The organism is Fervidobacterium pennivorans DSM 9078, from assembly GCF_000235405.2.
Taxonomy (GTDB): Bacteria; Thermotogota; Thermotogae; order Thermotogales; family Fervidobacteriaceae; genus Fervidobacterium; species Fervidobacterium pennivorans.
This window is the reverse complement of the sequence record NC_017095.1, coordinates 618724-642385: the sequence shown is the minus strand read 5'-3', so window position 1 is coordinate 642385 and position 23662 is coordinate 618724. Positions and strand designations below refer to the sequence as shown.

Sequence of the window (23662 nt, the reverse complement as noted above, 5' to 3'; positions counted from 1 at the left end):
GCGTTGAATCTCATAAAACTTTAAATACCAAACGACGATTAATTACTGAACGACCAGGATTTTTCCTACCAGAACACTTTTGACTATGTTTCTTTTAGATGATAGACTTCCAGTAGAGCTTGGACAAAATTAAAAAAGTCAGGGAGGTATACGTGTGCAAAAGAAACACATCTTTTCACTAGAGAGCTTTGTCTTTTTGACTGTAGTAATTATCTTTTTCTGGGTATTTATATCTGTGATGGGTAGTGCCAACTTTTTTAAAACTCTTATGGCAACCGCTCATGACCTTTTGCTGAATACTGTCTTTTTTATAATGGCTGTGGCAGTATTAACAGGAGCTTTTGCTAGTTTGCTTTACGAGTTTGGAATTGTTCATTGGATTCACTTACTACTTGATAGACTTATGCGTCCATTGTATGGTCTTCCAGGTATCGCGGCAATGGGCATAATTTCTACATACTTTTCGGATAACCCAGCGATAATAGCGCTTGCCAAAGATAAATCCTTCATATCACATTTTGAAAAATGGCAGGAACCTTTACTTTGTAATCTTGGAACATCATTTGGAATGGGAATGATAGTGTCAACTTTCTTTATTGCCCAAGGTGGCAAAGTTGGTGTTAATCTACTACCAGCTGTTATTATAGGAAACGTAGGAACAGTGATTGGAAGCATTGTGAGCGTTAGATTATTTTCGATATCGACCAAAAAACGTTTGGGAAGCGTTCACAAAGAAGTGGAAAAGAGTGTGTCCCATTTACGAGATATTCGCGAAGGAAATGCATTTGAAAGGTTCTTAGAAGCTATGCTCGACGGGGGAAAGACAGGGGTCGACATAGGTCTCGGCATAATTCCAGGTGTACTTGTTATAAGTACTTTGGTTATGATGCTAACATTTGGACCAAAAGACCCTTCCACAGGATATCAGGGTTTAGCGTATGAAGGTATCGCTTTGTTTGATAAACTTGGAAAGCTCATATATTGGCCCATCAAAATCCTCTTCGGGTTTGATAGTCCACAGCTTATCGCATTTCCAATAACTTGTCTTGGTTCAACAGGTGCAGCACTTGCGTTGGTTCCCAAGTTTCTCGAACATGGGCTTATCAAGCCAAGTGATGTTGCTGTTTTTACAGCAGTTGGTATGACTTGGAGTGGATACCTTAGTACGCATGTTGGCATGATGGATGCTCTGGGTTATCGTTATCTTACAAGCAAGGCTATTCTTTCGCATACAATTGGAGGATTAGTCGCTGGATTTTCAGCAAACATTCTCTACAGAATATTCTTTTAACAGTTCAAGGATGCTATTTCCAAAGGGGGGTTATCCAATGAACCTAGCAAAGCTTAGTCTTTCCCAAATCGAAATACTTAAGACGTCAGGAGAGTTCGAAACCAGCACGTATAAATTCAATTTAGATGGTATAACTTACCTTATAGACCCTGGGTTCGGTATAGGCGGAAAAGTTAAGAAAGACAGACAAGTTGACGTTATAATCACACATGGTCATTATGACCACATAAGTGGGCTTCCTGAAATCGATTTTGACAGAATATACATTTCTCCAGAAGACAGCATTGCACTCACGGACCCCATATCAAACCTATCGGCATTTTTCACGGAACCTTTCGCTTTTGAGGTGGAGTGGTATAATATAGATGAATATTTTCAAACAATTGTTGCACCTGGTCACACACCTGGTTCAAGGATAATAATCTTTGAAGGGGTTATCTTCACAGGTGATGTTGTATTTTCCAATTCAATTGGCAGGGTCGATTTGTATGTAGATAAATTAGAACAAGCGGAAATGAGAAAACAAATGACAGCAACGATAAAAAGATTGAGAGGACTATTCAAAACTCTCCCAGAAGATTGGTATATCTGTCCAGGACATGGTGATATAGTTACTATAAAAAGATTGTTCGAAATAAATCCGTTCTTCAAATAAAATCCAGGAAGTGGTAGTTTGTTAAAATCGTTTCGGAACGCGGATATATATGACCAAGCTTACTTGGAACGACTACGAAGCCTGGAAATCAAACGAAAGGTTATTGTGGATATTTTGAAGAATTACAAAGCTTTGGACAAAGCAAAGGTTGAAGTGCTCACAAAAAATCTAGAACATCCCAACAAGCAAGGATTGAGAAGAATCAATCCTATTATTTTGTCATTCCTGCTCGACAGTCTTTTTACAATCCGAGAAAGTATTGAGATTAAGATATCAGAGTTTGAGAAAAACAAGCTTTCCCGATACGTTCTTTTCGAAATTCTCTTTTGGTCAAAGCCTTCCACGTATCCGTTCCCGAATGAGAAAGTTGAAAACTACAAAGCTTTTCTTGCAAAAAAGCGCCAAAAGCTCAAAGAAGCAAAATTGGAAAATTTCCTTCAGTTGTATGCACTGGAAAGTATTGAAAAAGACACATTTTTGAGGGATGTGAAGGAAGAGATTTTCAAAGTTAAACCCGAAAACCTTGAAGAATACCTTTGGATAAATGATTTTGTTGATTACCTAAGCCCTATAGAAAAAAGTGAAATAAAAAACAAAGTGCATCCATATGTATGGAAAGTGTTGAACTCAAAATCAAAAACAATTCCCGTGGTTATAGATGGAAACAACATACTTCTTGCTTCTGAACTTAGAGGTCCAGAGAGGATAGATGCACTTTTGGAATTAATCTCAAAATTAGACCAAACTTACTTTCCATTTTATTTGGTTTTCGATGCAAATGCTAAATACAAGTTTCATACGAGATATTTTAACTACAAACGCACTTACTATCATTCACCGGCAGATGAGCTGATATTAGGACTTGCAAGAGAGATCAAGGGTGTTGTGTGTTCAAAAGATAAGTTCAAAGATTACAATATGAACATCAGAAATATCTGGTATGATTTGAGATTGTAATCGGGGAGGTATATATTTGATTATACTCGGGAGTTCTTCTCCAAGGCGTATACAGTTGCTCTCCTTATTAGGTTTGCCATTTGAGATTGTAAAACCAGATATCGCTGAAGACGTACCGGATGGGAAAATATACAATCCCGATGTTGTAGTTACAGAACTTGCCAAACTGAAATGTGAAGCTGTTTTCAATAAACTAAATACCTACAGAAATCGCTATCATTTTAGGTTTGACGAGGTCGATGCTATTATCACAGCTGATACAATTGTATGGTTAGATGGGGAAATCTTTGGAAAACCATCCAATGAAAGTGAAGCTGAAAAAATGCTTAGAAGGCTTTCAGGAAATTGGCATAAAGTTTTTACTGGAGTCTGTGTTAAAATATCAGGTGAAGAGATAACATTTTTCGAAGAAACAGAAGTTAAATTCAGACAGCTTAGCAATTGGGAAATTTCATACTATATTTCAACAGGTGAACCATTAGACAAAGCTGGGGCTTATGGCATACAAGGACTTGGCAGTGTTTTTGTTGAAAGAATTATTGGTGATTATACAAATGTAGTTGGATTACCTGTACCAAAGCTTTGGCAGGTTTTGTTGGATAGGGGGGTTATCCAAAAATATGCCACTCGAAAATGGTCCCAGGGAAAAATTACTTAAGGAGGGTCCACAAGCCCTCAGTACAGAAGAACTGCTTGCAATACTTTTGCGCACAGGAACAAAAAACAAGGATGTGATGACTGTTGCAAAAGAAATATTCGAACAAAACGGGAAAAGCTTATATAAACTATCGCGGGCCACGGTGCAAGATTTGAGAAAAGTAAAAGGTTTGGGAATGGTGAAGATAGTTACACTCATTGCCGCTTTAGAGATAGCAAAACGCTTAGCAAAAGAAGAGGTAAAGAATTCAGAAGGACCTTTAAATTCTCCAGAAAAAGTTTTTCAGTACTGCTTAGATATGCAGAACTTTCCTCAAGAAGTTGTGAGAGTTATATTCTTAGACTCAAAACTTAGAATCATCGGTTCTTCCGATATTTCAAGAGGTACGTTAACGACATCAATTGCCCATCCACGTGATGTATTTCGAGAAGCACTTGCGAGAAATGCACATGGGGTAATTATAGTCCACAACCATCCGTCTGGGGACCCTACTCCGAGCGCAGATGATATAGAAATTACCAAACGTCTGGTAGAGGCCGGTAAAGTCTTGGGTATAACTGTCCATGACCACGTAATTATAGGAAGCACATACTACAGTATTGTGCAACGCCTGAAGTAAGTCTATTCAGAACAAGAGGTGATGATATGACTGGCGGTTTCGAAAACGAAGACGATAAGTTAAGAAACCTTATGAAACTTAAAGAGGAACTCGAAAAAGACTTGAAAAAGAAAGGGTTGCTTAAGGAAAAGAAGACAGATAAGCAAAAGCCATCTACTGTTGACGAAGAAACTATCAAAAAACTTCGAGAAAGCGTAGTTACCACAGCTCATTTGTCCGAAGGCAAAAGTCTAACGCTTTATGATATAAACTTTCAAGATTACGATGCAAGCATAGATGATGTACTTAAGACTCTCAAAACTTTCATGACGAGAGTCACAAACATTAATTGGAAGATTATTTACGAAGGTTTAATTCGCTTACTTGAAGGAAATATATCACAGGCTAAAGAATCCTTCCAACAAGCAAGTGGAATCGAAGCGAACTATAACAGGCTTTTATCAGCTATGTACAACGGAGAAGATATATCACAAGAGGCTATTACATTCTTAAAAAACAATCCTGAACAAATCTACCCGTTGTTGCTTTTACTTGAAAGGGAACTATTAAAAGGAACGTGCGATGGCATAGAGAAAATATTAACATTGTTAGCAAGAAAATCATCATTATGGAACCTTATTTACGAAATGTATCTTAACAAGGCAACAGAGGAAAGCTTAAACACTGCTGTGCGTGAAAGAGGATTTGCTACGTTGGTTGTTCTCTTAGGTGTTTACATTGACAGTAGCCGGGATTATCCTATCCAAAACCATACGTGTTTGAATGTTCACAAAGCCTATCTCAGAGGTGAAACTATAACTGCTCCTGAATGGTGTGTATTTGGTCAGTTGGCAATCGAGGCAAGGAAATTTCTAGCTGGGTACCAAGTTGACTTAAGCAAAATAAGAAAATTTGAAAAAAGCCCTGAAGGTAAGTTGTTTTTGGGAATGCTTTATTACAATATGAACAATAGAACAATTGCTGAACAATATTTAAAAGCTTTTGAAGTTCAAGTCGGCGAATACCAAATTTACGCCAAACCATTAAAGCAGTCCAAAATAGGTATGGAACAGTTCATTCACCTGCCAAGGGATTTTCAGCCAGTTAGTGAAAATAAAGGTATTTTAGATTTTATCGAAAAGAATCCAGGATATGATATTTACATAAGCTTCCGTAGTACTGAATTTGTAAGGCTAGTTTTCTCAGAAGAACATTGCAAAATTAACTATTCATCAAAACGATAAGGTCTTATGGAGGTGCTAATATGATTCCACTTTTCGATCTGACAAGACAGTATGGAAAAATAAGAAAAGAAGTCTTGGATGCGATCGACCAGGTTATTTTGGATGGAAGAGTTATACTTGGACCAAGTGTTGAAAAGTTTGAAAAAGAACTTGCAGAATATTTAGATGTTAAACATGCAATTGGGGTAGCTAACGGTAGTGACGCGCTTGTTATTTCGCTCCATGCTATTGGAATAGAAAAGGGTGAAAAGGTTGTAACCACTCCTTACACTTTCTTTGCTACTGCCTCGTGTATTGTTCGCAACGGAGGTATTCCTGTATTTGTCGATGTTGAACCCGATACTTACAACATAGACCTGAACCAGGTAGAACAAGTGTTAAAGAAAGAAGAGATAAAAGTTGTAATCCCAGTACATCTATTCGGTCGCACTGTTGATTTTGAAAAATTGGACTTCCTAAAACAAAAGTTTGGTGTTAAAATATTGGAGGATGCCGCACAATCTATAGGAAGCGAAGGGAAAATCGGCAATATTGTCAAAAAATCAGGAACCTTTGGCGATATTGGCATTTTTTCTTTTTTCCCAACTAAAAACCTTGGAGCTTATGGAGATGCAGGAGCGATAGTGACAAATGACGACCAGCTTGCTGAACGTGCACGAATGCTTAGACAACATGGCTCTAAGAAAAAGTATTATCACGAAATGATAGGCTACAATTCAAGACTTGATTCAATTCATGCTGCAATACTTAGCATCAAACTTAGGCACTTAGAAGAATGGACCCAAAGGAGAATAGAAATAGCGAAAACATATCAACGACTTTTTGAAGAAAAGAAACTCCCAATAAAGTATCCAAAGGTTGAAGAAAAAGGTTACAGAAGCCACGTTTACCATCAATATGTTGTTGAATTCGAAGACGAAAAAACAAGAGACAGAGTCAGAGACCACCTAACGAAGAATGAAATTGGAACAGCACTTTACTATCCATTACCTTTGCATTTACAAAAATGTTTCGCTGAGTATGGGTACAAACAAGGTGATTTTCCTGTCGCAGAAAAATTATCTAAGACAACACTTGCGCTCCCGATATTTCCAGAACTTACAGATGAAGAAATTCAGTTTGTAGTAGAAAAGATAAGCGAGGTGTTATAAGATGGCAGAAATTATTAGTGATGCACAGAAAGAACAATTTTTACAGACATTAGAGAACTTTGTTAGAAGATACCTGCGAGTCAAAGAAACCATAAAAGAACTCAACAAAGAGAGAAAGGACCTTGAAGACGCCATTATTCAAATGGTTGAAGGCACTGACATTGACCATATAATAGTTGATGGCGTTGTTGTAGAGTTTGAAAACAGAACAAAAATTAAGTTGAAATAAGTATAAAAACCAAGCTGGGAAACAGACAAAAAAAAGAAAAAGTTTCCCAGCAAAAATTCCCAAAATCTTAGCGTGGGGGGAAAAGAGTATGGAGAGTATCAACAGGTATTTCGGTATCTCACAAGCAGGTTCTACGGTTCGCAAAGAAGTTGTAGCCGGTATTACCACTTTCCTGACGATGGCATACATCGTCTTTGTCAACCCTTCCATCCTAGTTCAAGCAGTCCCAGGAGTTTTTGACCAAACAGGTAAGATTATTGACCAAGCTCTTTACAACTCATACTATGGTGCATTTATGGTTGCAACCATCGTAGGTGGTGCTATTGCAACACTCATTATGGGACTTTACGCGAATTACCCATTCGCACTTGCACCTGGTATGGGGCTCAATGCGTATTTCACCTACACGGTTTGTTTAAAACTTGGAATTCCTTGGCAGTTAGCTTTAACAGCTGTCTTCATTGAAGGACTTATCTTTGTTTTTCTGACGGTTACAGGCGCGAGAGCATTTGTAGCGAGAGCCGTTCCACAACCGGTTAAGGCAGCAACAGGTGCCGGTATAGGCCTTTTTATAGCACTTATAGGTCTTAAAAACGCAGGAATCGTAATGCCTGACCCTGTGACTGCCGTCACACTTGGACATTTAAATAGACCTCATACATTATTGGCGATTCTTGGCTTCTTTATAACTGTAGTTCTTTTCGCATTAAACGTTCCAGGTTCGATTCTCCTTGGTATCATACTTACAACTATAATTGGAGCTACTCCTCTTTTCAACGTAACTCAATATCAAGGAATAATAGGAAAGATTCCCGACATATCTCCTACATTCTTCAAACTGCAGTTCGATGCTCAAACCCTTCTTTCTGGAACCTTCTGGGTCGTTGTTGCCACATTCTTCTTTGTTGACTTCTTTGATACACTCGGGACACTAACAGGTCTTGCTGAGGGAACAGGATTCACAAAGAAGAACGGAGAATTAGAAAGAGGCACAAGGGCATATCTCGCGGATGCTATAGGAACCGTTGTAGGTGCACTCTTTGGGACATCGACAGTTACGACTTACATTGAAAGTAGCACCGGTATAGCAGTTGGAGGAAGAACAGGTTTAACGGCAGTTGTCGTTGCTTTACTCATGCTTGCAATGTTATTCTTCTCACCACTTGCATTGACAATTCCAGCTGCTGCAACTGCTCCAGCACTTATATTCGTTGGTGTTCTTATGGTCAAAAGTTTGATGAGTATCAAGTGGGATGATATAACGGATGCAGTTCCTGCGTTTGTAACGCTTACGATGATACCATTCACGTACTCAATAGCTAACGGTATCGCTCTCGGAATCATCACGTATCCAATAGTAAAAACTCTCTCTGGAAAAAGAAAAGAAGTACATTGGTTTACTTGGTTTCTTGCGATACTTTTTGTGGCTTATCTAACATTCTTCAGGGAATAATTAAAACAAACGAAAAGGAAAAAAGTCCGGATTAATTCCGGACTTTTTATTTATTATAGCAGGATAATTTAATATTTTGCTCGATTACTTAGATTTATAATGCTCTATGGTGTGTGTTTTTCAAGTTTCAATTTGCAACTCTGACTTCTCGTAATTGAAGTTACATTTCAATTACTTAATAAAGATGAGTAAATGAACGAAAAAGTTATATAAACTGGAATAATGTTTTTTTTTTAGCCTGTAATTAAGATTGATGAATGGCACGGTATGTACTAAAATAAGTGTGTACACTAAACCGCGGTTTAGTAGATTAAAATTAAGGAGGGATAGAAAGTGAAAATTGAGAAAATAGTAACGATTGTTTTTTTATGCGTTCTTGGTTTGTATGTACCTTCAGTGGTTAAAGCCGACATATTAAAAATCTCTACAGAGACGTTTAATGAAGTAAACATTAGTTATGTTAAGAACATGCATTCGCCTAATTCAACAGGAAAAATATTTATTGCTATAGTTAAATTTGTTGTAGAGTACATTGGTGGAAAAGTTTGTGATTATTTAGTTAGAATAATTGGTGATTCTGTAGAAGATTGTGTGGAGAATGCGAAGGAGTACAACGAGATGATAAAATATAATTACCTTGTTCTCTCCAGTACGATGTCTATAGAAAGAATCTATGAAGTATCTCATATAACAATGTCTTTACCCAATAAATCATTAAATGATTAGGACCTAAAACAATGCTGTCATAAATGCTTCAGTTGTGGTGATAAAATGAATTCGAATAGAGAAGTATCGGTAGATGCTTTAGAAAGTTTAAAAAAGAATATTATTTATACATTTGTTATTTTTATACTTTTGACGTATTTTAGCAAACTTAACAGATTTAGTGAGAATTTTAGTGAAAATAATTTTTTTCTAGAATTTGCTCTCGTTTTACTTGAAGAATTCATATTCAGAGTGAAACTTTATACATACCTAAAAAGAAACAACAGCGCCATGTTCAGCGCCGTTGTTTCTTCGATTATATTTTCACTTGCACATATACAATACTATCCGAATTTTATACTTCTACTTCATTTATTTATTCACGGATTCGGTTTAACCGTTGTATATGACTTCACAAATTCTATTTTGATAATCTCTCTTATGCACTTTTTGAATAATAATTTTTTGCTATTTTTACCTGATAATTCCTTCTCAGCCTTATTTTCGACATCTCAAGTGGTTTACTTTATCATGGCGATATTTATTGTTTATTTTTCTGTAAAAAAAACACCGGTAACTTTGGAATCATTTAAACTAAGTTTAAAGAGTAGAAAAATATCAAATCTGATAACAAATATGATTTTTCAAATTCCATACATATTATTACCTACGTCCATAATATTATCTTCTACTCAAAATTACGATGAAAAAAAGGTTGATTTGATCATTTGTTTATATTTAATTTCCGCTGTAATATTCTGTTTTCTTTTTCATTTTATCGGAACAACCCAAATCAAGAGAACCTTAGTAACTTATTCTTATATTAATCTTCTATACTTTTGTTCGCTTTTTGTTCTTAGAACATTTTCACCGAGGTCTTTTTATCTAGAGCTGATATTTATGTATACTTTACCGTATCTAATACTTTTAAAAGACAACGTTATTCCTAAACTTGAGCGCATATTAATTATTATATCATCCACCACAGTGTTTTCAATAGGAATAATACAGAAGGCAACAGCATTTGAAATATTATTGGTAGTCTCTCTTGTACTGATACTTCTGATTAGAGTCAGTGATACACTTTATAATTTTTTGGCTTTCAGTATTTCTTCCTTAATTACAAACTTTTGTCCAGCCAATTTTAGTCTTTCGTTTATTGCTTTCTGGAGAGTTTACCTGTATATTATTATACTTCTCTTCTCTATAAGATATTACAAACTGTATCATGGAGAAAACTGAGTAATAATCATGTCCCGTTTGGTTGATTATAAACCTTAAAATAAATTTTGAAGTCTAACAATAATTAAACAAACCAAGCCCGGTATCCGGGCTTGGTATGGATTTTTGTAGGGGGTAGATGCATGAAAAGGTTTATTCTTAAACATTTATCAACTATAGTTTTTTTCTCTCGTTTTACTTATTAATGTCTTTGTGCTCATCGCATCCGGAGAAATCGGTAGCAGAATAATTTTTGCTAAATGGAATCGAGGTTCAATTTATCTCAGAAGAGGATATATTGGAAGCAAGCATTTCGTAATTGAGCCTCCAAACGATGTCAGTGTTCGTTCTGTTAATTTCTCAAGGGTAAGAACGGGTATCTTAGACAATGACACAATCCAAAAAGGTATCGAAGGTTTTCAAGACTTTCAAATAGAAGTTTTCGGAAGAAAAGATGTATCAAAAAATTATCTTTTAAAGAAGTGGTGTGTGCTGATGGTAAGAGAATAAAAATATCACAACAACAAATTGTTGATATTTCTAAGATAATATTTCCAGATTTGTACTCCTGCTTGTATTATTTAAGATTCTCATATAAAGATGTTCAACCAGGTAAAGAGTATAATTTGAAAAAAATTATATTTACGTTTGAAAATAAAGAGTACGAATATCCAATGGATGTAACCTTTATAGGGAGTACCCCAGAGCAAGCAAGTTTAGTAGTCTTCAGAAGTGAAGGTCAGACTAATACCGTACTCTTCAAAAAATTAGATAAAGAATTACCATTTTTCAGAGAAAAAATTGAGAACGTTACACAAGCAGATATTGAAATATTTGGTAATGTAAATAAATATATAACATTCGTTGACGTAAGCCAAAAATTGCCTTGTATACTTAAACCTGGTGAGTCCTTAGAATACGCTTTTTATGGTTCTTGCAACGATTCTAAGGTAAACTGGATTTACTATGCTCCAAGGGTTACTTACAAAATCAGAGGAGACAATAAGTTAAGACATTATTATCCAGGTACAGGTTTATCAAAGATAGGATTGCAAGTAGACGATTCGGGGGAAATATTTCCCAAATCGCTCTTTCAAGAAATCAACACTCACGAAAGGGGTAATTAAATATGCGTAAATTAAAGCAAGCATTACTTTACACAATTTCTATAGTTGCTATCATTTTATGGCTGGATTATAGTGGGGATGTAGCTTCTTCTATAGAAACATTAATTAACGGTGGAAAACTTTTCGAACGCAGTATCGGCTCACCGTTTTTGAAGATAACATGCTCAACTTTATTTACAGTCTTATTGAACCTCTTGTGAATGTTGTTTTTTACTTGTTTTTATCGATACTTCTTGTATACATTTCGAAAGGTAAGGAAGGTTTGAAAAATTATTTTGGAGAGATTTCTTTGCTGTTTACAAAGAAACCAATTGGGTCGCTATTATTTGGATTATATGTACCGTTTCTTACACACATTATAGTAATACTTCTTCCTTGGATGAATAACGTTTCATTATATTACGTAAAAATGCAAGTAGACATAATTGAAGGATGGCCATTATGGTTAGGAATATTGCAAGTATTTGTGTTTTCGTTTTATGAGGAATTAACTATGAGAGTTTTTATTTACAAAGGTTTCAGTAAAACTTTAAATAACACTTTTGCACTTTTATTTTCTCTGTTCTTATTTACAATACTTCACAATAACAGGCTTGGTAGTATTGGTTTGAATGGGATGAGTGATTTTCAACTGTATATGATACAGGTACCTTACTATTTTTCTGCTGGATTGTTATACATATACTTGCTTGATTCACGACAAAGTTTTTGGACATCTCTTGGTGCACATTTTTCTGTAAACCATTTCTTTGCTAAATGCTTGAAATCTGACGTTAGGGATGGAATTTTTGTTATTCTTCTAATTACAGTTTTCCAAGTTATTTATGTTTTTCTGGATTACATCCTTAGGCATAAGGTCAACAGAGAAGAAGTTGAAGAATTGAAATTGACATGATAGTTGCAAAAGAAGGTATCAATATTATTATCTTAATACTTTGTACTTAATAATCATCCGCACTAATTCATACAAGTGCGGATATCTTTTGAATTGAAAAATCTTAAGTTACTACCGAAAAGTTTCATGAGCATAAAATGAAATATTTTTTATTCTTTTTTCAGCCACAATCTTAGCATAGGATCAATTATTTTATACTTTTCGTTCCGCTTTTCGATAACATCAGCTTTCACAAGTGTATCGATAACTCTTTTCACACTCCCGGCACTCATTTGCAAATCGTACGGCGATTTATCAAATGCGATATTTCTTAAAACCGTCTTTTGATTTGGCGTTAAAGAATCCCATAGCATTTCAAACATCGGGTGTTCTGAGTATAAGACTTGATTCAAGGCTTCGTTGAAATCTTCTATTTCACAACGTGAACGCCTTTTGAGACTAATGACATTCCACAACGTATATGAAAGATACTGTATATAATACGGATGCCCTTCTGATATATCGTAGATCATCTCACAAATATCTTTAACGATATCTATCAGACTTGACCTGAACTTATACTCTATAAAGTTCACTGTTTCAGTCTTATCAAGTACATCGATATTTACTATCTTAGAGAATCTATAGAAAGGTCTTTCTGGATTTGAAAAGATATCCCTCATAACGTGTCTTCGACTACCAGCGAATAAGAATGTTGTATTTTGAAAAAACTGAGCCTTTTTCCTGAAAATCGCAAGCAAATCGAATTCTTTTATATTTGCGATCTCTTGAAATTCATCGATAGCTACGACAACTCTCTTATTCAACTTTTCCGGTAATGAGATAACCTCTTCTATATTTGAATTAGTCGGTGATATATTCAAGCTTATACCAAACGAACCGATATTTATAGAATTTCAAGGCTCTAAAACCTCGCATTTCAATGCGGGGATACAGAGCCTATGAGTTATCTAGTTTTGTATGGCATAATTGTATTAGTACATTCCAAAGTGTGGTGATGTCGTTGAAACAATACTTAACTAAGTGCTTCATGTTAGACCTTTCGAGGAAAACTGATAAGAAACTTGCCATCATCTTTGGTCATCTCACTTACTCAGCTTCCAAGCTCTGGAACGTTGCTAATCACGAAGTAATCGAAAATGGTACTTCAATTTACGAACTTAAGCAAAAACTTAAGGATAGCTTTTTTGCTCGTAATCTTCATTCTCAAAGTGCTCAAGCCGTAATTGAAAAGCTTCAAATCGCTTGGAAGAATACCTTCGATAAACACACCAAATGTCCTCGATACCAACCTAAAGACGGTCATTTTCCTGTCATTTGGAAAGAACAAGGCTTCAGGTTAATTGGTAACAAACTTCGTTTATCTCTTTCCAAGCAAACAAAAGAATATCTCAAATCTAAGTATAGTATCGAATCCACTTACATATGGATAGAGTTACCAAAAACTCTATCGTTCGATACTATACAAATCCAGCAAGTTGAACTTGTACCATACCAATCCTTTGGATATATCAGTTACTCTCTCAGGATAATTTACAGACAACTTATCGATGTTCTCAAAGACCAAGAAAAACAAATCCACTTGGATAGTAGCAAGTTTTTAGCCATTGACCTTGGAGTAAGTAACTTTGCAACGTGCACTGATGGAGTAAATAGTTTCATTATCGATGGAAAGATATTACTATCGAAACTAAGATTAATTAACAAAACAACAGCAAAACTAAAAGCTATACTTGATAGGCAAAAAATCAAAACATCTAAACGTTTGCATAAGCTATACAGATACAAGAAAAACTATATCAACGATTTTGTGCACAAAGCGTCAAAGAAAATCGTTGAATATTGTTTAAGCAACGGAATAGGAACGATAGTAATAGGACAACTAAACAAAGGGATAACGAATATCGATATAGGAAAACAGAATAATCAAAAACTTCATCAGATGCCGTATGGAAAGTTCATAGAGAAACTAAGATACAAAGCAAAGGTAAATGGGATAACAGTGATACAAGTAAACGAATCATACACATCACAAACATGTTCAAGGTGTGGAACAATTGATAAAACTAACAGAGTACACCGTGGACTGTATATTTGTAAGCACTGTGGAACAGTGTTAAACGCCGATGTAAATGGAGAATTGAATATACTCAAAAAGGTATCTCCGAATTCCTATAATGGAATAGGAGTAGGGACTTTGACCAGTCCGATGCGGTTAAGGTTAGTTTCCTAACATACCGCATGAAGAATCCTCGCACTTCAGTGCGGGGAGTAGGTCAACTGTAATCCCTCAACTTTAGGCAAGAATTTCTTCACGATCGTATCAATCTTACTCTTGCCACCGAGTTTCTCAATGAAGGTTTTTGTATAAGCATTTAGAAAATCACTCACAGTTGTTAAGCCCATAACATCGATGTAAAACGTATCGGCAAAGTCTATCCTATCAAACAGATTCAGTATCAACGAAGTCTTACCGTACCGCCTTGGTGAGATAAGTGTTATATGTGTTCCAGATCTAATATCCGAAAGAATCATCTCCATTTCAGATTCTCTATCACAAAAATCACTGCCCTTAACAACCGTTCCAAATTTGAAAGGATTCTTCATACCACTTACCTCGCAGTTTGCGATATCGCACTTTGCGAGTATATTATAGCATAATATACATTTTATTCAAGCACAGGACTTTTGGTACCAAACTTAGTTCTTGAACTTTCAATTGTTTTGATACTTAACTTGGATTTTTTTGGTGTTTGATGTTACATTTCAATTACATAATAAAAATGAGTAAATGAAAGAAATAACCGTATAAATCAAAATAGTGCTTTTTTTTTTTTTTAGTATCTGTACTTAATTGAGATTGATAGATAACATAATATGTACTAAAATTTGAGCGTACACTAAACCGCGGTTTAGGGAATCACGCATAGGAGGGATGGAAATGAAGGGTGGTAAAGTTGTGTTAATAGTTCTTGCAAGTTTATTTCTTCTATTGAACAATTCGTTGATTATGGCAGAATTAATGCCAGAAACAAGTGAATCGTTAGCCTCCATAAGTAAAGGAACAATTTCGCCAGAATGGTTTTGGGAACCTACTCGCTATGAGGTATCAGTATCATATATAACCAGAGAAAAATTAGCTTTTGTGTATGACAACAGCAAAGGAGCAACACCTGTAAAAGTTAGGCGAACAGTAAGGGAAGTATGGGAAAACAACGTTGGTTGTAAAGGTGAGTTTGGTATGGAAGATTTTGCGAAAGCAGGAGTTACAGTTAATATTAGTTACAAAAGAGAAGAAACTAACGAATTTGAAAAAGTAATAGAGCCTGGATGGATTTCTAAACTTTATAATACAATGAATAACATAAAGGTCACAACAGTAAAAAAGTATGTACCAGTCGGTTTTGGTTCCGGATATGAATATAAAGGATCTGGAAATTATACGGATCATTCACCAGCAACTCCAGGCTGGAAATGGGTTGACTATAAACCTTAAGATAAACTTTAAAGTCTAACAATACTTAACCAAGCCAAGCCTGGTATCCAGGCTTGGTATAATTTTGCTTACAGGGGAGGTAAGTGGATGAAAAAGTTTATCCTTAAGCACCTATCAACTATAGTCTTTTCTCTCATTTTACTGATTAGTGTTTTCATTCTCATTATATCTGGAGAAATAAGCGATAGAATCATTTTCGCTAAATGGGATCGAAATTCAGTTTATATTAGAAGAGGGTGCACTGGAAGTAAAAAATTTGTCATTGAACCTCCAAACGATGTTAGTGTTCGCCACGTTGTTTTTTCAAAAACGAAAACGGGCATATTAGATAGCAACATACTTCAAGAAGAACAAAAAGGTATCGAAGGTTTTGAAGATTTCAAAATAGAAATTTTTGGAAGAAAAAATGTGTTAAAAACATTATCTTTTAAGGAAATGGTATGCGATGATGGTAAGAAAATAAGAATATCTCAACAAGAAATTGTCGATATTTCCAGAATAATATTTCCAGATTTGTATTCTTGTATATATTATCTAAGATTCTCAAATGAAGATGTTGAACCTGGTAAAGAATACAATTTGAAAAAACTTATATTTACGTTTGAAAATAGAGAGTACGAATATCCATTGGATTTAATAATTATAGGAACTACTCCCGAAGAAGAAAGGTTATTAGTTTTTAGAAGTGAGGGAGAGAGTAATGGAGTGCTCTTCAAAAAATCGAATAAAGAATTACCTTTTTACAAAGAAAGGATTGAGAATGTCACACAAGCAGATGTTGAAGTATTAAAAATAGAGATAGTCGGTAATGTAAAGAAATACGTAACATCTGTCGATGTGAGCCAAAGATTACCATGTACAATTAAACCCGGTGAATCCTTAGAATACGCATTTTATGGTTTTTGTAACGATTTTAACGTAAACTGGATTTACTACGCTCCAAGGGTTACTTACAAAATCAGAGGGGATAGTAAGTCAAGATATTATTATCCAGGGACGGGTTCATCTAAAATAAAATTGGAAGTGTATGACTCGGGTGAGGTCTTTCCAGAGTTATTTTTTCAAGAAATCAAAGTTCGTGAAAGGAGTAATTAAAGATGCGTAAATCAAAGCAAGTATTACTTTATGTACTTTCTATAGCTTTTGTCGTCTTGTGGATGCAGTATAGCACGCATATAACCATTTCGATAGAGAAACTGATTAACGGTGGAGAGTTTTTCCAACGTAGTATCGGTTCTCCATTCTTTAAAGACAACATGCTTAACTTTATTTACGGACTTCTCGAACCTGCCGTGAATACATTTTTTTACTTTTTACTATCGATTACCGTTGTATATCTTTCAAATACTAAAGAAGGCTTAAAAAACTATTTTGGAGAGATTTCTTCTCTATTTACAAAAAAGCCAATTAAATCGCTATTATTCGGGTTGTACGTTCCATTTCTTACACACGTTACGGTGATACTACTTCCTGGAATACATATCGCTTCGTTGTTTTATGTAAAGAGTCAAGTGGATATAATTGAAGGTTGGCTCTTCTGGTTAGAAATACTGCAAGTATTTGTATTGGCTTTCTATGAAGAATTGATTATAAGAGTTTTTATTTATAAAGGTTATAGCAAGGCTTTGAACAATACGTTTGCACTTCTGTTTTCTCTGTCTCTATTCACAATACTTCATGAAAATAGGTTGGGTGGTATTGGCTTAAATGGACTGAGCGATTTTCAACTCTATATGATACAAGTACCTTACTATTTTTCTGCTGGATTTTTATACATATACTTGCTCGATTCACGACAAAGTTTTTGGACATCTCTTGGTGCACATTTTTCTGTGAATTATTTCTTTGCAAGAGCACTGAACGCTGACCTTGAAGACGGGATTTTTGTTATAATCTTGATCACAATTTCTCAAACTATTTATGTTCTATTGGATTACTTTGCAAGATATAAGTTTGGTGAAAAAATTTCAGAAGAAGTGAAAACACTATGAATTATTTATAAAATGGTATCTAAAACTGAAAATGATTCTAATTAAGACCTATCCGCAAAAAAGTGTGGATAGGTCTTTGTTTTTTCTATGTCCTCTTAGAGCATTTTTCAAAAGCTTTTATTACTTTTACACTAATAGACATGTGCTGTATTGTATAGTAAAATATTGTTTGGAACAGGTAAAATATTAACTTTATATATTTTCACAAAGGAGGCATGAGTTTATGGTAAGCTTGGATGCGGTTTTGGAAGAACAGATAGCGCCGAAGTACCAGAAGAAGATTTTGCTTATCACTTCTTTGATGTGGATGTTCGATGCGGCTGGTGTTCTTGTGTTGTCTTTCACGCTTCCAACGATTTCCAAATTGTGGAATTTGGATATTTCCACATCGGCAAATATCATCAGCTCAACGTTTTTTGGGATGTTAGTCGGTGCGTTGAGTGTAGGCGTGGTATCTGATTTGTTCGGAAGGAAGATTTCTAATATGATATATTTCTTATTCACGGTACTTTTTACAACGTTTATCGGTTTTTCCAATTCCCCAATTCAGTTTATCGTGTTTCGATTCTTGGCTGGTGTAGGTTACGGCGGTTTGATGCCCTCAGCTAATGCTTATCTTGCCGAATTTACTAAGAAAAATCTCAGGGGGATGTACCTTGTCTTGCTCGAAGCAAGTTGGGCGATTGGAAGTATCATCATCGGTCTTATAGCAGTTCTTACGGTAAATACAAACTGGCGTATAAGTTATTTTGTTTTTATCAGCGGAATATTGTTAATACCATTGTTAGCAAAATTCCCTGAATCTCCAAAATTTGCATTTCAAAAGCATGGAAAAAAGAAACTCGAAAAACTATTCTCAATAGAGACGTCTGGTGATATAGAGTATTCGATTAATCACAAAGCAAAGATAACGGAGATACTAAAAAGCAAATATCTGAGTCGAACGATAATGATATGGGTTCAATGGTTCAACGTCAGTTTTACATATTATGCTCTATTTTCATGGGCACCAAAGATTTTTGCTCAAAAGGGTCTAAGTAGTGCAAAATCGTTGTGGTTTACTTTCTTTATGATAGTTGCACAGCTTCCTGGTTATTTATCTGCTGCGTATTTTATAGAAAAAATTGGAAGAAAAAAATCGTTGGTTGTTTACACGCTGGGAATGGCTTTAAGTGCTCTGTTGTGGGCGTTTGTGAGTTCTGAAGCGCTTTTGATAATTGTGGCTATCTTACTTTCGTTGTTCGTGCTTGGTACGTGGGGACTTGTTTATGCGTACACACCTGAATTATATCCAACATCTGTAAGGGGAACTGGGAATGGTATGGCTGGAGTTGTTGCAAGAATTGCCGGTATATTAGCGCCACAGTACGCTGGTTTCATGCTGTCGAAAAATAAATCGCTGTTTGAAATATTCTTTTATATATCTTTGTTATCTATTATCTCCGCAATCGTCGTTGCATTTTTGGGTGTTGAAACGAAAAATAGTGATATAGACTAAGCGATTAATTTCTAAGAAAATTAACAAATCTATGCTAAAATAGCAATGTACAAAACAGCTCAGGGGGGGATAGTCGTGGAAGATACTAAACGTGGAATGAGTTTTAAAAACTTGCTGCTTCTTGGTTTTGGTTTTTTTGGTATCAGTTTAGTTTGGCCTCTTTACAATGCATACGTACCCGTCTTTCTGAAAGATTTCAACTTATCATCAACGGTCATAGGTTTTATAATGACAATCGATAATCTATTTGCGATTATCATGTTACCATTGATCGGTGTTATGAGTGACCAAACACGTACACGGCTTGGTAGAAGGATGCCTTACATACTTATCGGTGCACCTTTAGCTGTTGTGACTTTCGGGCTCATACCTTTGACACGTGCGATACAATTGCTGTGGCTCATGATGTTGAATATCATATTCATGAACTTTTTCATGGCGCTTTTCAGATCTCCGGTCATCGCGTTGATGCCGGATATAACACCTTCTGAATACAGAAGTCAAGCTAACGGTGTTATAAACTTCATGGGTGGAGTTGGTGCGTTACTTGCTTATTTTGCTGGAAAACCACTTTACGATAAAAGCTATGGACTGCCTTTTTACATTGGAGGAGTTACACTACTGTTGTCTCAGTTACTTGTTGTGCTATTCATAAAAGAAGACGAAAAATACAAAAGAAAAAGTTCTGAAAAGATGAAATTTGAAAACATTTACAAAAAGACGTTCTATGAGCTAAGAGAAAATATGAGAGATGTATTTTACTCCAAGGAAAAAAGTTTGTTATTCATGCTCGTTTCGATACTATTTTGGTTCATAGGTTACAACGCACTTGAGACGTTTTTTACAAGCTTTGTTAAATTCAACCTCGGTATCAAAGAAAGTACGGGTGCTCTTGTTCTTGGATTTTTCTCTTTAACGTTCATGATTTTCGCAATACCAGCTGGCTTCATAGGTGCAAAGCTTGGTAGAAGAAAAACGATGAGTATAGGTTTATCGATAGTGATCTTGGTTTTAATATTTGCATTTTTCGTGGGAGTTAGCTTGGATAATCCAAGTTTGATTACAAAAGTTTATTTTGCATTATTTGCAATCGGTGGACTTGGTTGGGCGATGGTGAATGTGAATTCTCTGCCAACGATTGTTGATATGACTGTTGAAGAAAAAGTTGGTGGTTACACAGGGCTTTATTACTTCTTCTCCATGGCTGCGAATATAATAGCTCCACCGCTTGCTGGATTGTTTATCGATTATATCGGTTACAACACACTCTTTGCTCTCTCGATAACTTTCTTGACGTTATCTTTGATTACACTGCAATTTGTAAAACGTGGAGATATCAAAGCACAATAAGTCTATCAACTATCTTTCCAGCGACTACTTTTATCAGTTCACCGTTTTCCATCGATTTGTAGTCGTTGGAAAATTTTTCTGAGTAAACTATGAAATCGGCATCATCGTTGTAATAGTGTAAGGTAAAATACTCTCGATTCCTCTCGGAATCGGTATATAGACAACACACGTACAACGCTTTTTCAATTTCATCTATCATCAAAAAGTTCATTCCACTGTATTCATTTTTCTGAGCATAATCTTTTATCTTTTGACCAAGGTCAAACGTATCTTTAAATAAAGCGATATTTTCGAAATACTCATAAGTATCGCTGCTGTATATATTCTCTCTTTTTGCACTTTTGATTGTACCGTTGTGTGCAAAATATTTTCCATCGATATAAAATGGATGAAGCTGGAGCGTGGTCTTTGGTAAACCTGCAGATGCTAATCTTGCATGAACAATGCCAAGAGTGTATATCGTGTTATCAGAAAAAAGATTAACTTTTGAATCTTTGTATATAGGCTTAATTGATTTGAAAATAATTTTTTCTTCATCGTTCATAGCAATAATGCCCCAGCCGTCGTTGTGTGGGGATTCCATACCGTAATTTGCCATATGTTTTGTAAAATCGATTATTCTTGCTATTCTTAGACCATCACTCGAACTGAATCCCGCCATTCGACACATAACAATTCCTCCACGTTTGTAGTTTTTCAAAATTATGTGGTATAATTATTATATCACGTATTAAGATAAATTGAAAAATATATGATAGTGTTAACTTGTAGTGATGAAAGAGTGTAAGTGTGAAAGAATGAGATTGATATTACCATTGTGCGTTTTCCAAAGATTCTTCACTACACAAAAACCTTAGATTTACCACAAGAAGTGCATTTGGGATAAGGGAAAGGGAAGTTTTTGTGTTTGTGAGAATGGGAAAGTTTGAAAGAATGATGGCAGGCTTTGCAAAGGAATTGTTGGTTACCGTATTTGTCATGACCGTTTTTGTACAAGCTGGTGGAACCGCATTTGGGACAAGAGAGTGTTGAGTTGTTCATATCGGGATACCTCCTTTGTCGAGAGTTGGTTGGGGGTGTCCCATCTTTAAAGGATAATGCGGTTTTTGGAAAGTTTCAATACTTTTAGTTAACATTATCGTTTCGGGGATGGGGGAAATTTTCATGAAAAAACGAAAAAATGCTCTATTCCTGAAATCATTAGAAAAATTTAGAAACGGCAGTGTTCTTGTAGCGGTGCTCGTTATTCTTATTATAACTGTCGTAATACTTGGCAAATTGTGGTTCCTCCTGGGACTTCGTTTGAAAGGTTATCCATAAGAACCGACAGTTTGAGAAGACTTCTTAAAAATGAAACGTCAAACGATATTAAGATTAGCATTTTGGCTTCGATTTTTGATAAGACAATCTCTCAAAAATTTTACACTTGCTCTACCGATGAACCTTCTAAACAAATATGATGACTTGTGACCAGATGGCACAGATATCTTTTTTGCATTTGGTAGTAATCTGTAAAAACCATTAGAGGCTTGAGGCGGAATAACTTTATCAAACACCCCTGTGAACATTAAAACTGGTTGGTCGATAAACTTCGCATACGAAATTGGGTCGTAATGAAAACACGTTGGAGTAAGTGAGAATATCTCGTCTATGCTTTTCAGCGTGTGAACCTTTTTTCTACTCGCGCTCCTTAGTTCAACACATTTTTGCTCATCCTTGCATCCCCATTCGTTACTGTATTTCGCGTATCCTTCCCTAACGGGTTCCACATATGGTGAATACCAATTTATCCAACGCCAATCTCCGCCTGAAAATGCGATGATACCAGCCTCCAATCGTTTATCTAAAGCCATACTCATTGCCGTTATCATACCACCGAAGCTAAATCCAATGATACCCGTTGGAAGATTTTTAACATCTTCGAGTGTCTCAAGCAAATCAATAGTTCTTCTGACATCTTTGATTGCCTGGTGAAATCTAACGATACAATGTGCCGGTGAATGATGGAAGAACGGTTCGCCACCATTCCAGTTAGGTTTGGCACGCTGCATATGATAGGGTTGAATCACAAAAAACGTTTCGATACCTTTCGAAGCAAAATACTCGCCAAACCACATAAGATAGGGTATATGTCCATTGCCTATTCCGTGTAAAAATACAACCTTTGCCCAAGGATTTGTTGCACGGAAACGATATGTGTAAATCTTCTTTGATTCGGGGATATCAGGCTCGTATACTGTATCATATGACAATAGCTCGTATTTTTCTGTTTTTTCAACCTCAAGGTTAAACGGTAGTGTCCTATCATACTCGTAGATGAACAATCCTATCACCCCCATCAAAGGTGAACATTGTTTGAAATATCTGTTCACTCACTTCTGGAATAATACAAAGAATATCCCGTTGTGTATCCAAGAAGAAATCCATAATAAACATCTGAAAACCAGTGGTTTTTTGACCAAAGTCGTTGAAGTGAGAATATTGTCGGAACAACGTACCAAAACTTCCCGAACCTTTCGGCAATAGGTGTAAATATCGCCCAACTTATCGCGGCGTGTCCTGATGGGAACGACTGGTAGGCGTTTTCCATTGAAAAGAATTTAAAAAGAAAAGGATTTCCATTAACAAAAGGTCTTGCACGCCCCACCAGAAATTTTATAGTTCCTGTTATAAGCACACTCACTGCAAAACTTTCGATAACAGTCCACGCTGTGTAGCTATCAAATGGAAATATCAATCCCGATGCTATTATTGAAATTAATGCAAAATCAAAAATATCAATGTCATTCAAGACTTTGAAAAAATCCGAGCTCGGGAGACTTTCGTTAACAGTGCTGTCGAGTGCGAAGCTAAACGCTCCTAATGAGAACAGATAAATTTGCGAATCATTGGTCTTAAATAAAGACGATAAGTCCACTTTCAACTCGTCAAAATAATCCGCACTACCGCAAGTTTGACCAAATGATAGACTGAAACTGAGCAATATTACTAGAGTCATTGCTGCAAAAATAACATTTATGTTTAAAAATTTTAACTTCCCCATCCAATCTCACTCCTGGCAGACCGCGTTCTAAAAAGATTATACTCTCAATCTATTACTTTTCAACCAACCACAGCCCTAACTTCACACACTTGTTTGAAAA

The 23662-nt window shown here is 35.7% G+C and carries 27 protein-coding genes; 21 read left to right on the top strand and 6 right to left on the bottom strand.

Annotated features, from left to right (window positions below; all coding sequences use genetic code 11):
• Positions 1-154: 154 nt before the first annotated feature.
• The 14 genes from FERPE_RS02955 to FERPE_RS02885 all read left to right on the top strand — a co-directional run bounded on the left by FERPE_RS02955 (position 155) and on the right by FERPE_RS02885 (position 12184).
• Positions 155-1291: a CD0519/CD1768 family membrane protein gene (locus FERPE_RS02955; RefSeq protein ID WP_014451197.1), complete on the top strand. Its 1137-nt coding sequence runs from the start codon at positions 155-157 to the stop codon at positions 1289-1291.
• 37 nt (positions 1292-1328) lie between these two features.
• Positions 1329-1946 (top strand): MBL fold metallo-hydrolase, encoded by a 618-nt coding sequence (locus tag FERPE_RS02950; protein ID WP_014451196.1) that lies wholly within the window; start codon positions 1329-1331, stop codon positions 1944-1946.
• An 18-nt stretch (positions 1947-1964) separates the two neighbouring features.
• Entirely contained in the window at positions 1965-2903 is a 939-nt protein-coding gene (locus FERPE_RS02945) for a ribonuclease (protein WP_014451195.1), read from the top strand.
• A gap of 16 nt (positions 2904-2919) precedes the next feature.
• A complete protein-coding gene (locus FERPE_RS02940; protein WP_014451194.1) occupies positions 2920-3561 on the top strand; it encodes a Maf family protein in 642 nt (213 codons plus the stop codon).
• Entirely contained in the window at positions 3524-4180 is a 657-nt protein-coding gene (radC, locus tag FERPE_RS02935) for a RadC family protein (protein ID WP_014451193.1), read from the top strand. Before FERPE_RS02940 ends, radC begins: the two co-directional genes overlap by 38 nt.
• Before the next feature lie 26 nt (positions 4181-4206).
• Positions 4207-5403 carry a hypothetical protein gene (locus FERPE_RS02930; protein WP_014451192.1) on the top strand — a complete coding sequence of 399 codons (1197 nt, stop codon included), beginning with the start codon at positions 4207-4209 and terminating at the stop codon, positions 5401-5403.
• Positions 5404-5423: 20 nt separating this feature from the next.
• A complete protein-coding gene (locus tag FERPE_RS02925; protein ID WP_014451191.1) occupies positions 5424-6554 on the top strand; it encodes a DegT/DnrJ/EryC1/StrS family aminotransferase in 1131 nt (376 codons plus the stop codon).
• Between the two features lies 1 nt (position 6555).
• Entirely contained in the window at positions 6556-6783 is a 228-nt protein-coding gene (locus FERPE_RS02920) for a hypothetical protein (RefSeq protein ID WP_014451190.1), read from the top strand.
• Between the two features lie 88 nt (positions 6784-6871).
• A complete protein-coding gene (locus tag FERPE_RS02915) occupies positions 6872-8236 on the top strand; it encodes an NCS2 family permease (RefSeq protein WP_014451189.1) in 1365 nt (454 codons plus the stop codon).
• Positions 8237-8569: 333 nt separating this feature from the next.
• Positions 8570-8962: a hypothetical protein gene (locus FERPE_RS02910; RefSeq protein ID WP_014451188.1), complete on the top strand. Its 393-nt coding sequence runs from the start codon at positions 8570-8572 to the stop codon at positions 8960-8962.
• Between the two features lie 45 nt (positions 8963-9007).
• The gene (locus FERPE_RS10825; protein ID WP_014451187.1) at positions 9008-10183 is read left to right on the top strand and encodes a CPBP family intramembrane glutamic endopeptidase; all 1176 of its coding nucleotides are present in this window, start codon (positions 9008-9010) and stop codon (positions 10181-10183) included.
• A 464-nt stretch (positions 10184-10647) separates the two neighbouring features.
• Complete coding sequence (locus FERPE_RS02895; RefSeq protein WP_014451186.1) at positions 10648-11289, top strand: hypothetical protein; 642 nt, start codon at positions 10648-10650, stop codon at positions 11287-11289.
• A 2-nt stretch (positions 11290-11291) separates the two neighbouring features.
• Positions 11292-11489: a hypothetical protein gene (locus FERPE_RS02890; protein ID WP_014451185.1), complete on the top strand. Its 198-nt coding sequence runs from the start codon at positions 11292-11294 to the stop codon at positions 11487-11489.
• Positions 11490-11578: 89 nt separating this feature from the next.
• Complete coding sequence (locus FERPE_RS02885; RefSeq protein ID WP_169312190.1) at positions 11579-12184, top strand: CPBP family intramembrane glutamic endopeptidase; 606 nt, start codon at positions 11579-11581, stop codon at positions 12182-12184.
• 149 nt (positions 12185-12333) lie between these two features.
• Here FERPE_RS02885 and FERPE_RS02880 read toward each other — a convergent pair whose 3' ends face one another.
• Positions 12334-13047 (bottom strand): AAA family ATPase, encoded by a 714-nt coding sequence (locus tag FERPE_RS02880; RefSeq protein ID WP_155804087.1) that lies wholly within the window; start codon positions 13045-13047, stop codon positions 12334-12336.
• A 134-nt stretch (positions 13048-13181) separates the two neighbouring features.
• Between FERPE_RS02880 and FERPE_RS02875 the strand changes: the two genes are divergently transcribed.
• Positions 13182-14417, top strand: coding sequence for an RNA-guided endonuclease InsQ/TnpB family protein (locus FERPE_RS02875; protein ID WP_014451183.1), 1236 nt, complete (start codon positions 13182-13184; stop codon positions 14415-14417).
• 26 nt (positions 14418-14443) lie between these two features.
• On the opposite strand, the gene FERPE_RS02870 is transcribed toward FERPE_RS02875, so the two are convergent.
• Positions 14444-14791: an ATP-binding protein gene (locus FERPE_RS02870; RefSeq protein ID WP_041262786.1), complete on the bottom strand. Its 348-nt coding sequence runs from the start codon at positions 14789-14791 to the stop codon at positions 14444-14446.
• Positions 14792-15125: 334 nt separating this feature from the next.
• Here FERPE_RS02870 and FERPE_RS02865 point away from each other — a divergent pair, with 334 nt between their 5' ends.
• The 5 genes from FERPE_RS02865 to FERPE_RS02845 all read left to right on the top strand — a co-directional run bounded on the left by FERPE_RS02865 (position 15126) and on the right by FERPE_RS02845 (position 20519).
• Entirely contained in the window at positions 15126-15680 is a 555-nt protein-coding gene (locus tag FERPE_RS02865) for a hypothetical protein (RefSeq protein WP_014451182.1), read from the top strand.
• An 87-nt stretch (positions 15681-15767) separates the two neighbouring features.
• Positions 15768-16775 (top strand): hypothetical protein, encoded by a 1008-nt coding sequence (locus tag FERPE_RS02860; RefSeq protein WP_014451181.1) that lies wholly within the window; start codon positions 15768-15770, stop codon positions 16773-16775.
• A gap of 2 nt (positions 16776-16777) precedes the next feature.
• The gene (locus tag FERPE_RS02855) at positions 16778-17671 is read left to right on the top strand and encodes a CPBP family intramembrane glutamic endopeptidase (protein WP_014451180.1); all 894 of its coding nucleotides are present in this window, start codon (positions 16778-16780) and stop codon (positions 17669-17671) included.
• 223 nt (positions 17672-17894) lie between these two features.
• Complete coding sequence (locus FERPE_RS02850) at positions 17895-19169, top strand: MFS transporter (RefSeq protein WP_014451179.1); 1275 nt, start codon at positions 17895-17897, stop codon at positions 19167-19169.
• A gap of 96 nt (positions 19170-19265) precedes the next feature.
• Complete coding sequence (locus tag FERPE_RS02845) at positions 19266-20519, top strand: MFS transporter (RefSeq protein WP_041263165.1); 1254 nt, start codon at positions 19266-19268, stop codon at positions 20517-20519.
• On the opposite strand, the gene FERPE_RS02840 is transcribed toward FERPE_RS02845, so the two are convergent.
• Together FERPE_RS02840 and FERPE_RS10560 are read right to left on the bottom strand one after the other, a co-directional pair.
• A complete protein-coding gene (locus tag FERPE_RS02840; RefSeq protein ID WP_014451177.1) occupies positions 20506-21189 on the bottom strand; it encodes a class II glutamine amidotransferase in 684 nt (227 codons plus the stop codon). The genes FERPE_RS02845 and FERPE_RS02840 overlap by 14 nt on opposite strands.
• 170 nt (positions 21190-21359) lie before the next feature.
• On the bottom strand, positions 21360-21560 hold the full coding sequence (locus FERPE_RS10560; RefSeq protein WP_231882323.1) for an IS1/IS1595 family N-terminal zinc-binding domain-containing protein: 201 nt from the start codon (positions 21558-21560) through the stop codon (positions 21360-21362).
• 123 nt (positions 21561-21683) lie between these two features.
• Between FERPE_RS10560 and FERPE_RS10435 the strand changes: the two genes are divergently transcribed.
• On the top strand, positions 21684-21839 hold the full coding sequence (locus FERPE_RS10435; RefSeq protein ID WP_014451176.1) for a hypothetical protein: 156 nt from the start codon (positions 21684-21686) through the stop codon (positions 21837-21839).
• Positions 21840-21877: 38 nt separating this feature from the next.
• Here the strand turns inward: FERPE_RS10435 and FERPE_RS02835 are convergent, their stop codons facing one another.
• Together FERPE_RS02835 and FERPE_RS02830 are read right to left on the bottom strand one after the other, a co-directional pair.
• Entirely contained in the window at positions 21878-22852 is a 975-nt protein-coding gene (locus tag FERPE_RS02835) for an alpha/beta hydrolase family protein (RefSeq protein WP_425357277.1), read from the bottom strand.
• Between the two features lie 35 nt (positions 22853-22887).
• A complete protein-coding gene (locus FERPE_RS02830) occupies positions 22888-23562 on the bottom strand; it encodes a phosphatase PAP2 family protein (protein WP_014451174.1) in 675 nt (224 codons plus the stop codon).
• Positions 23563-23662 lie beyond the last annotated feature (100 nt).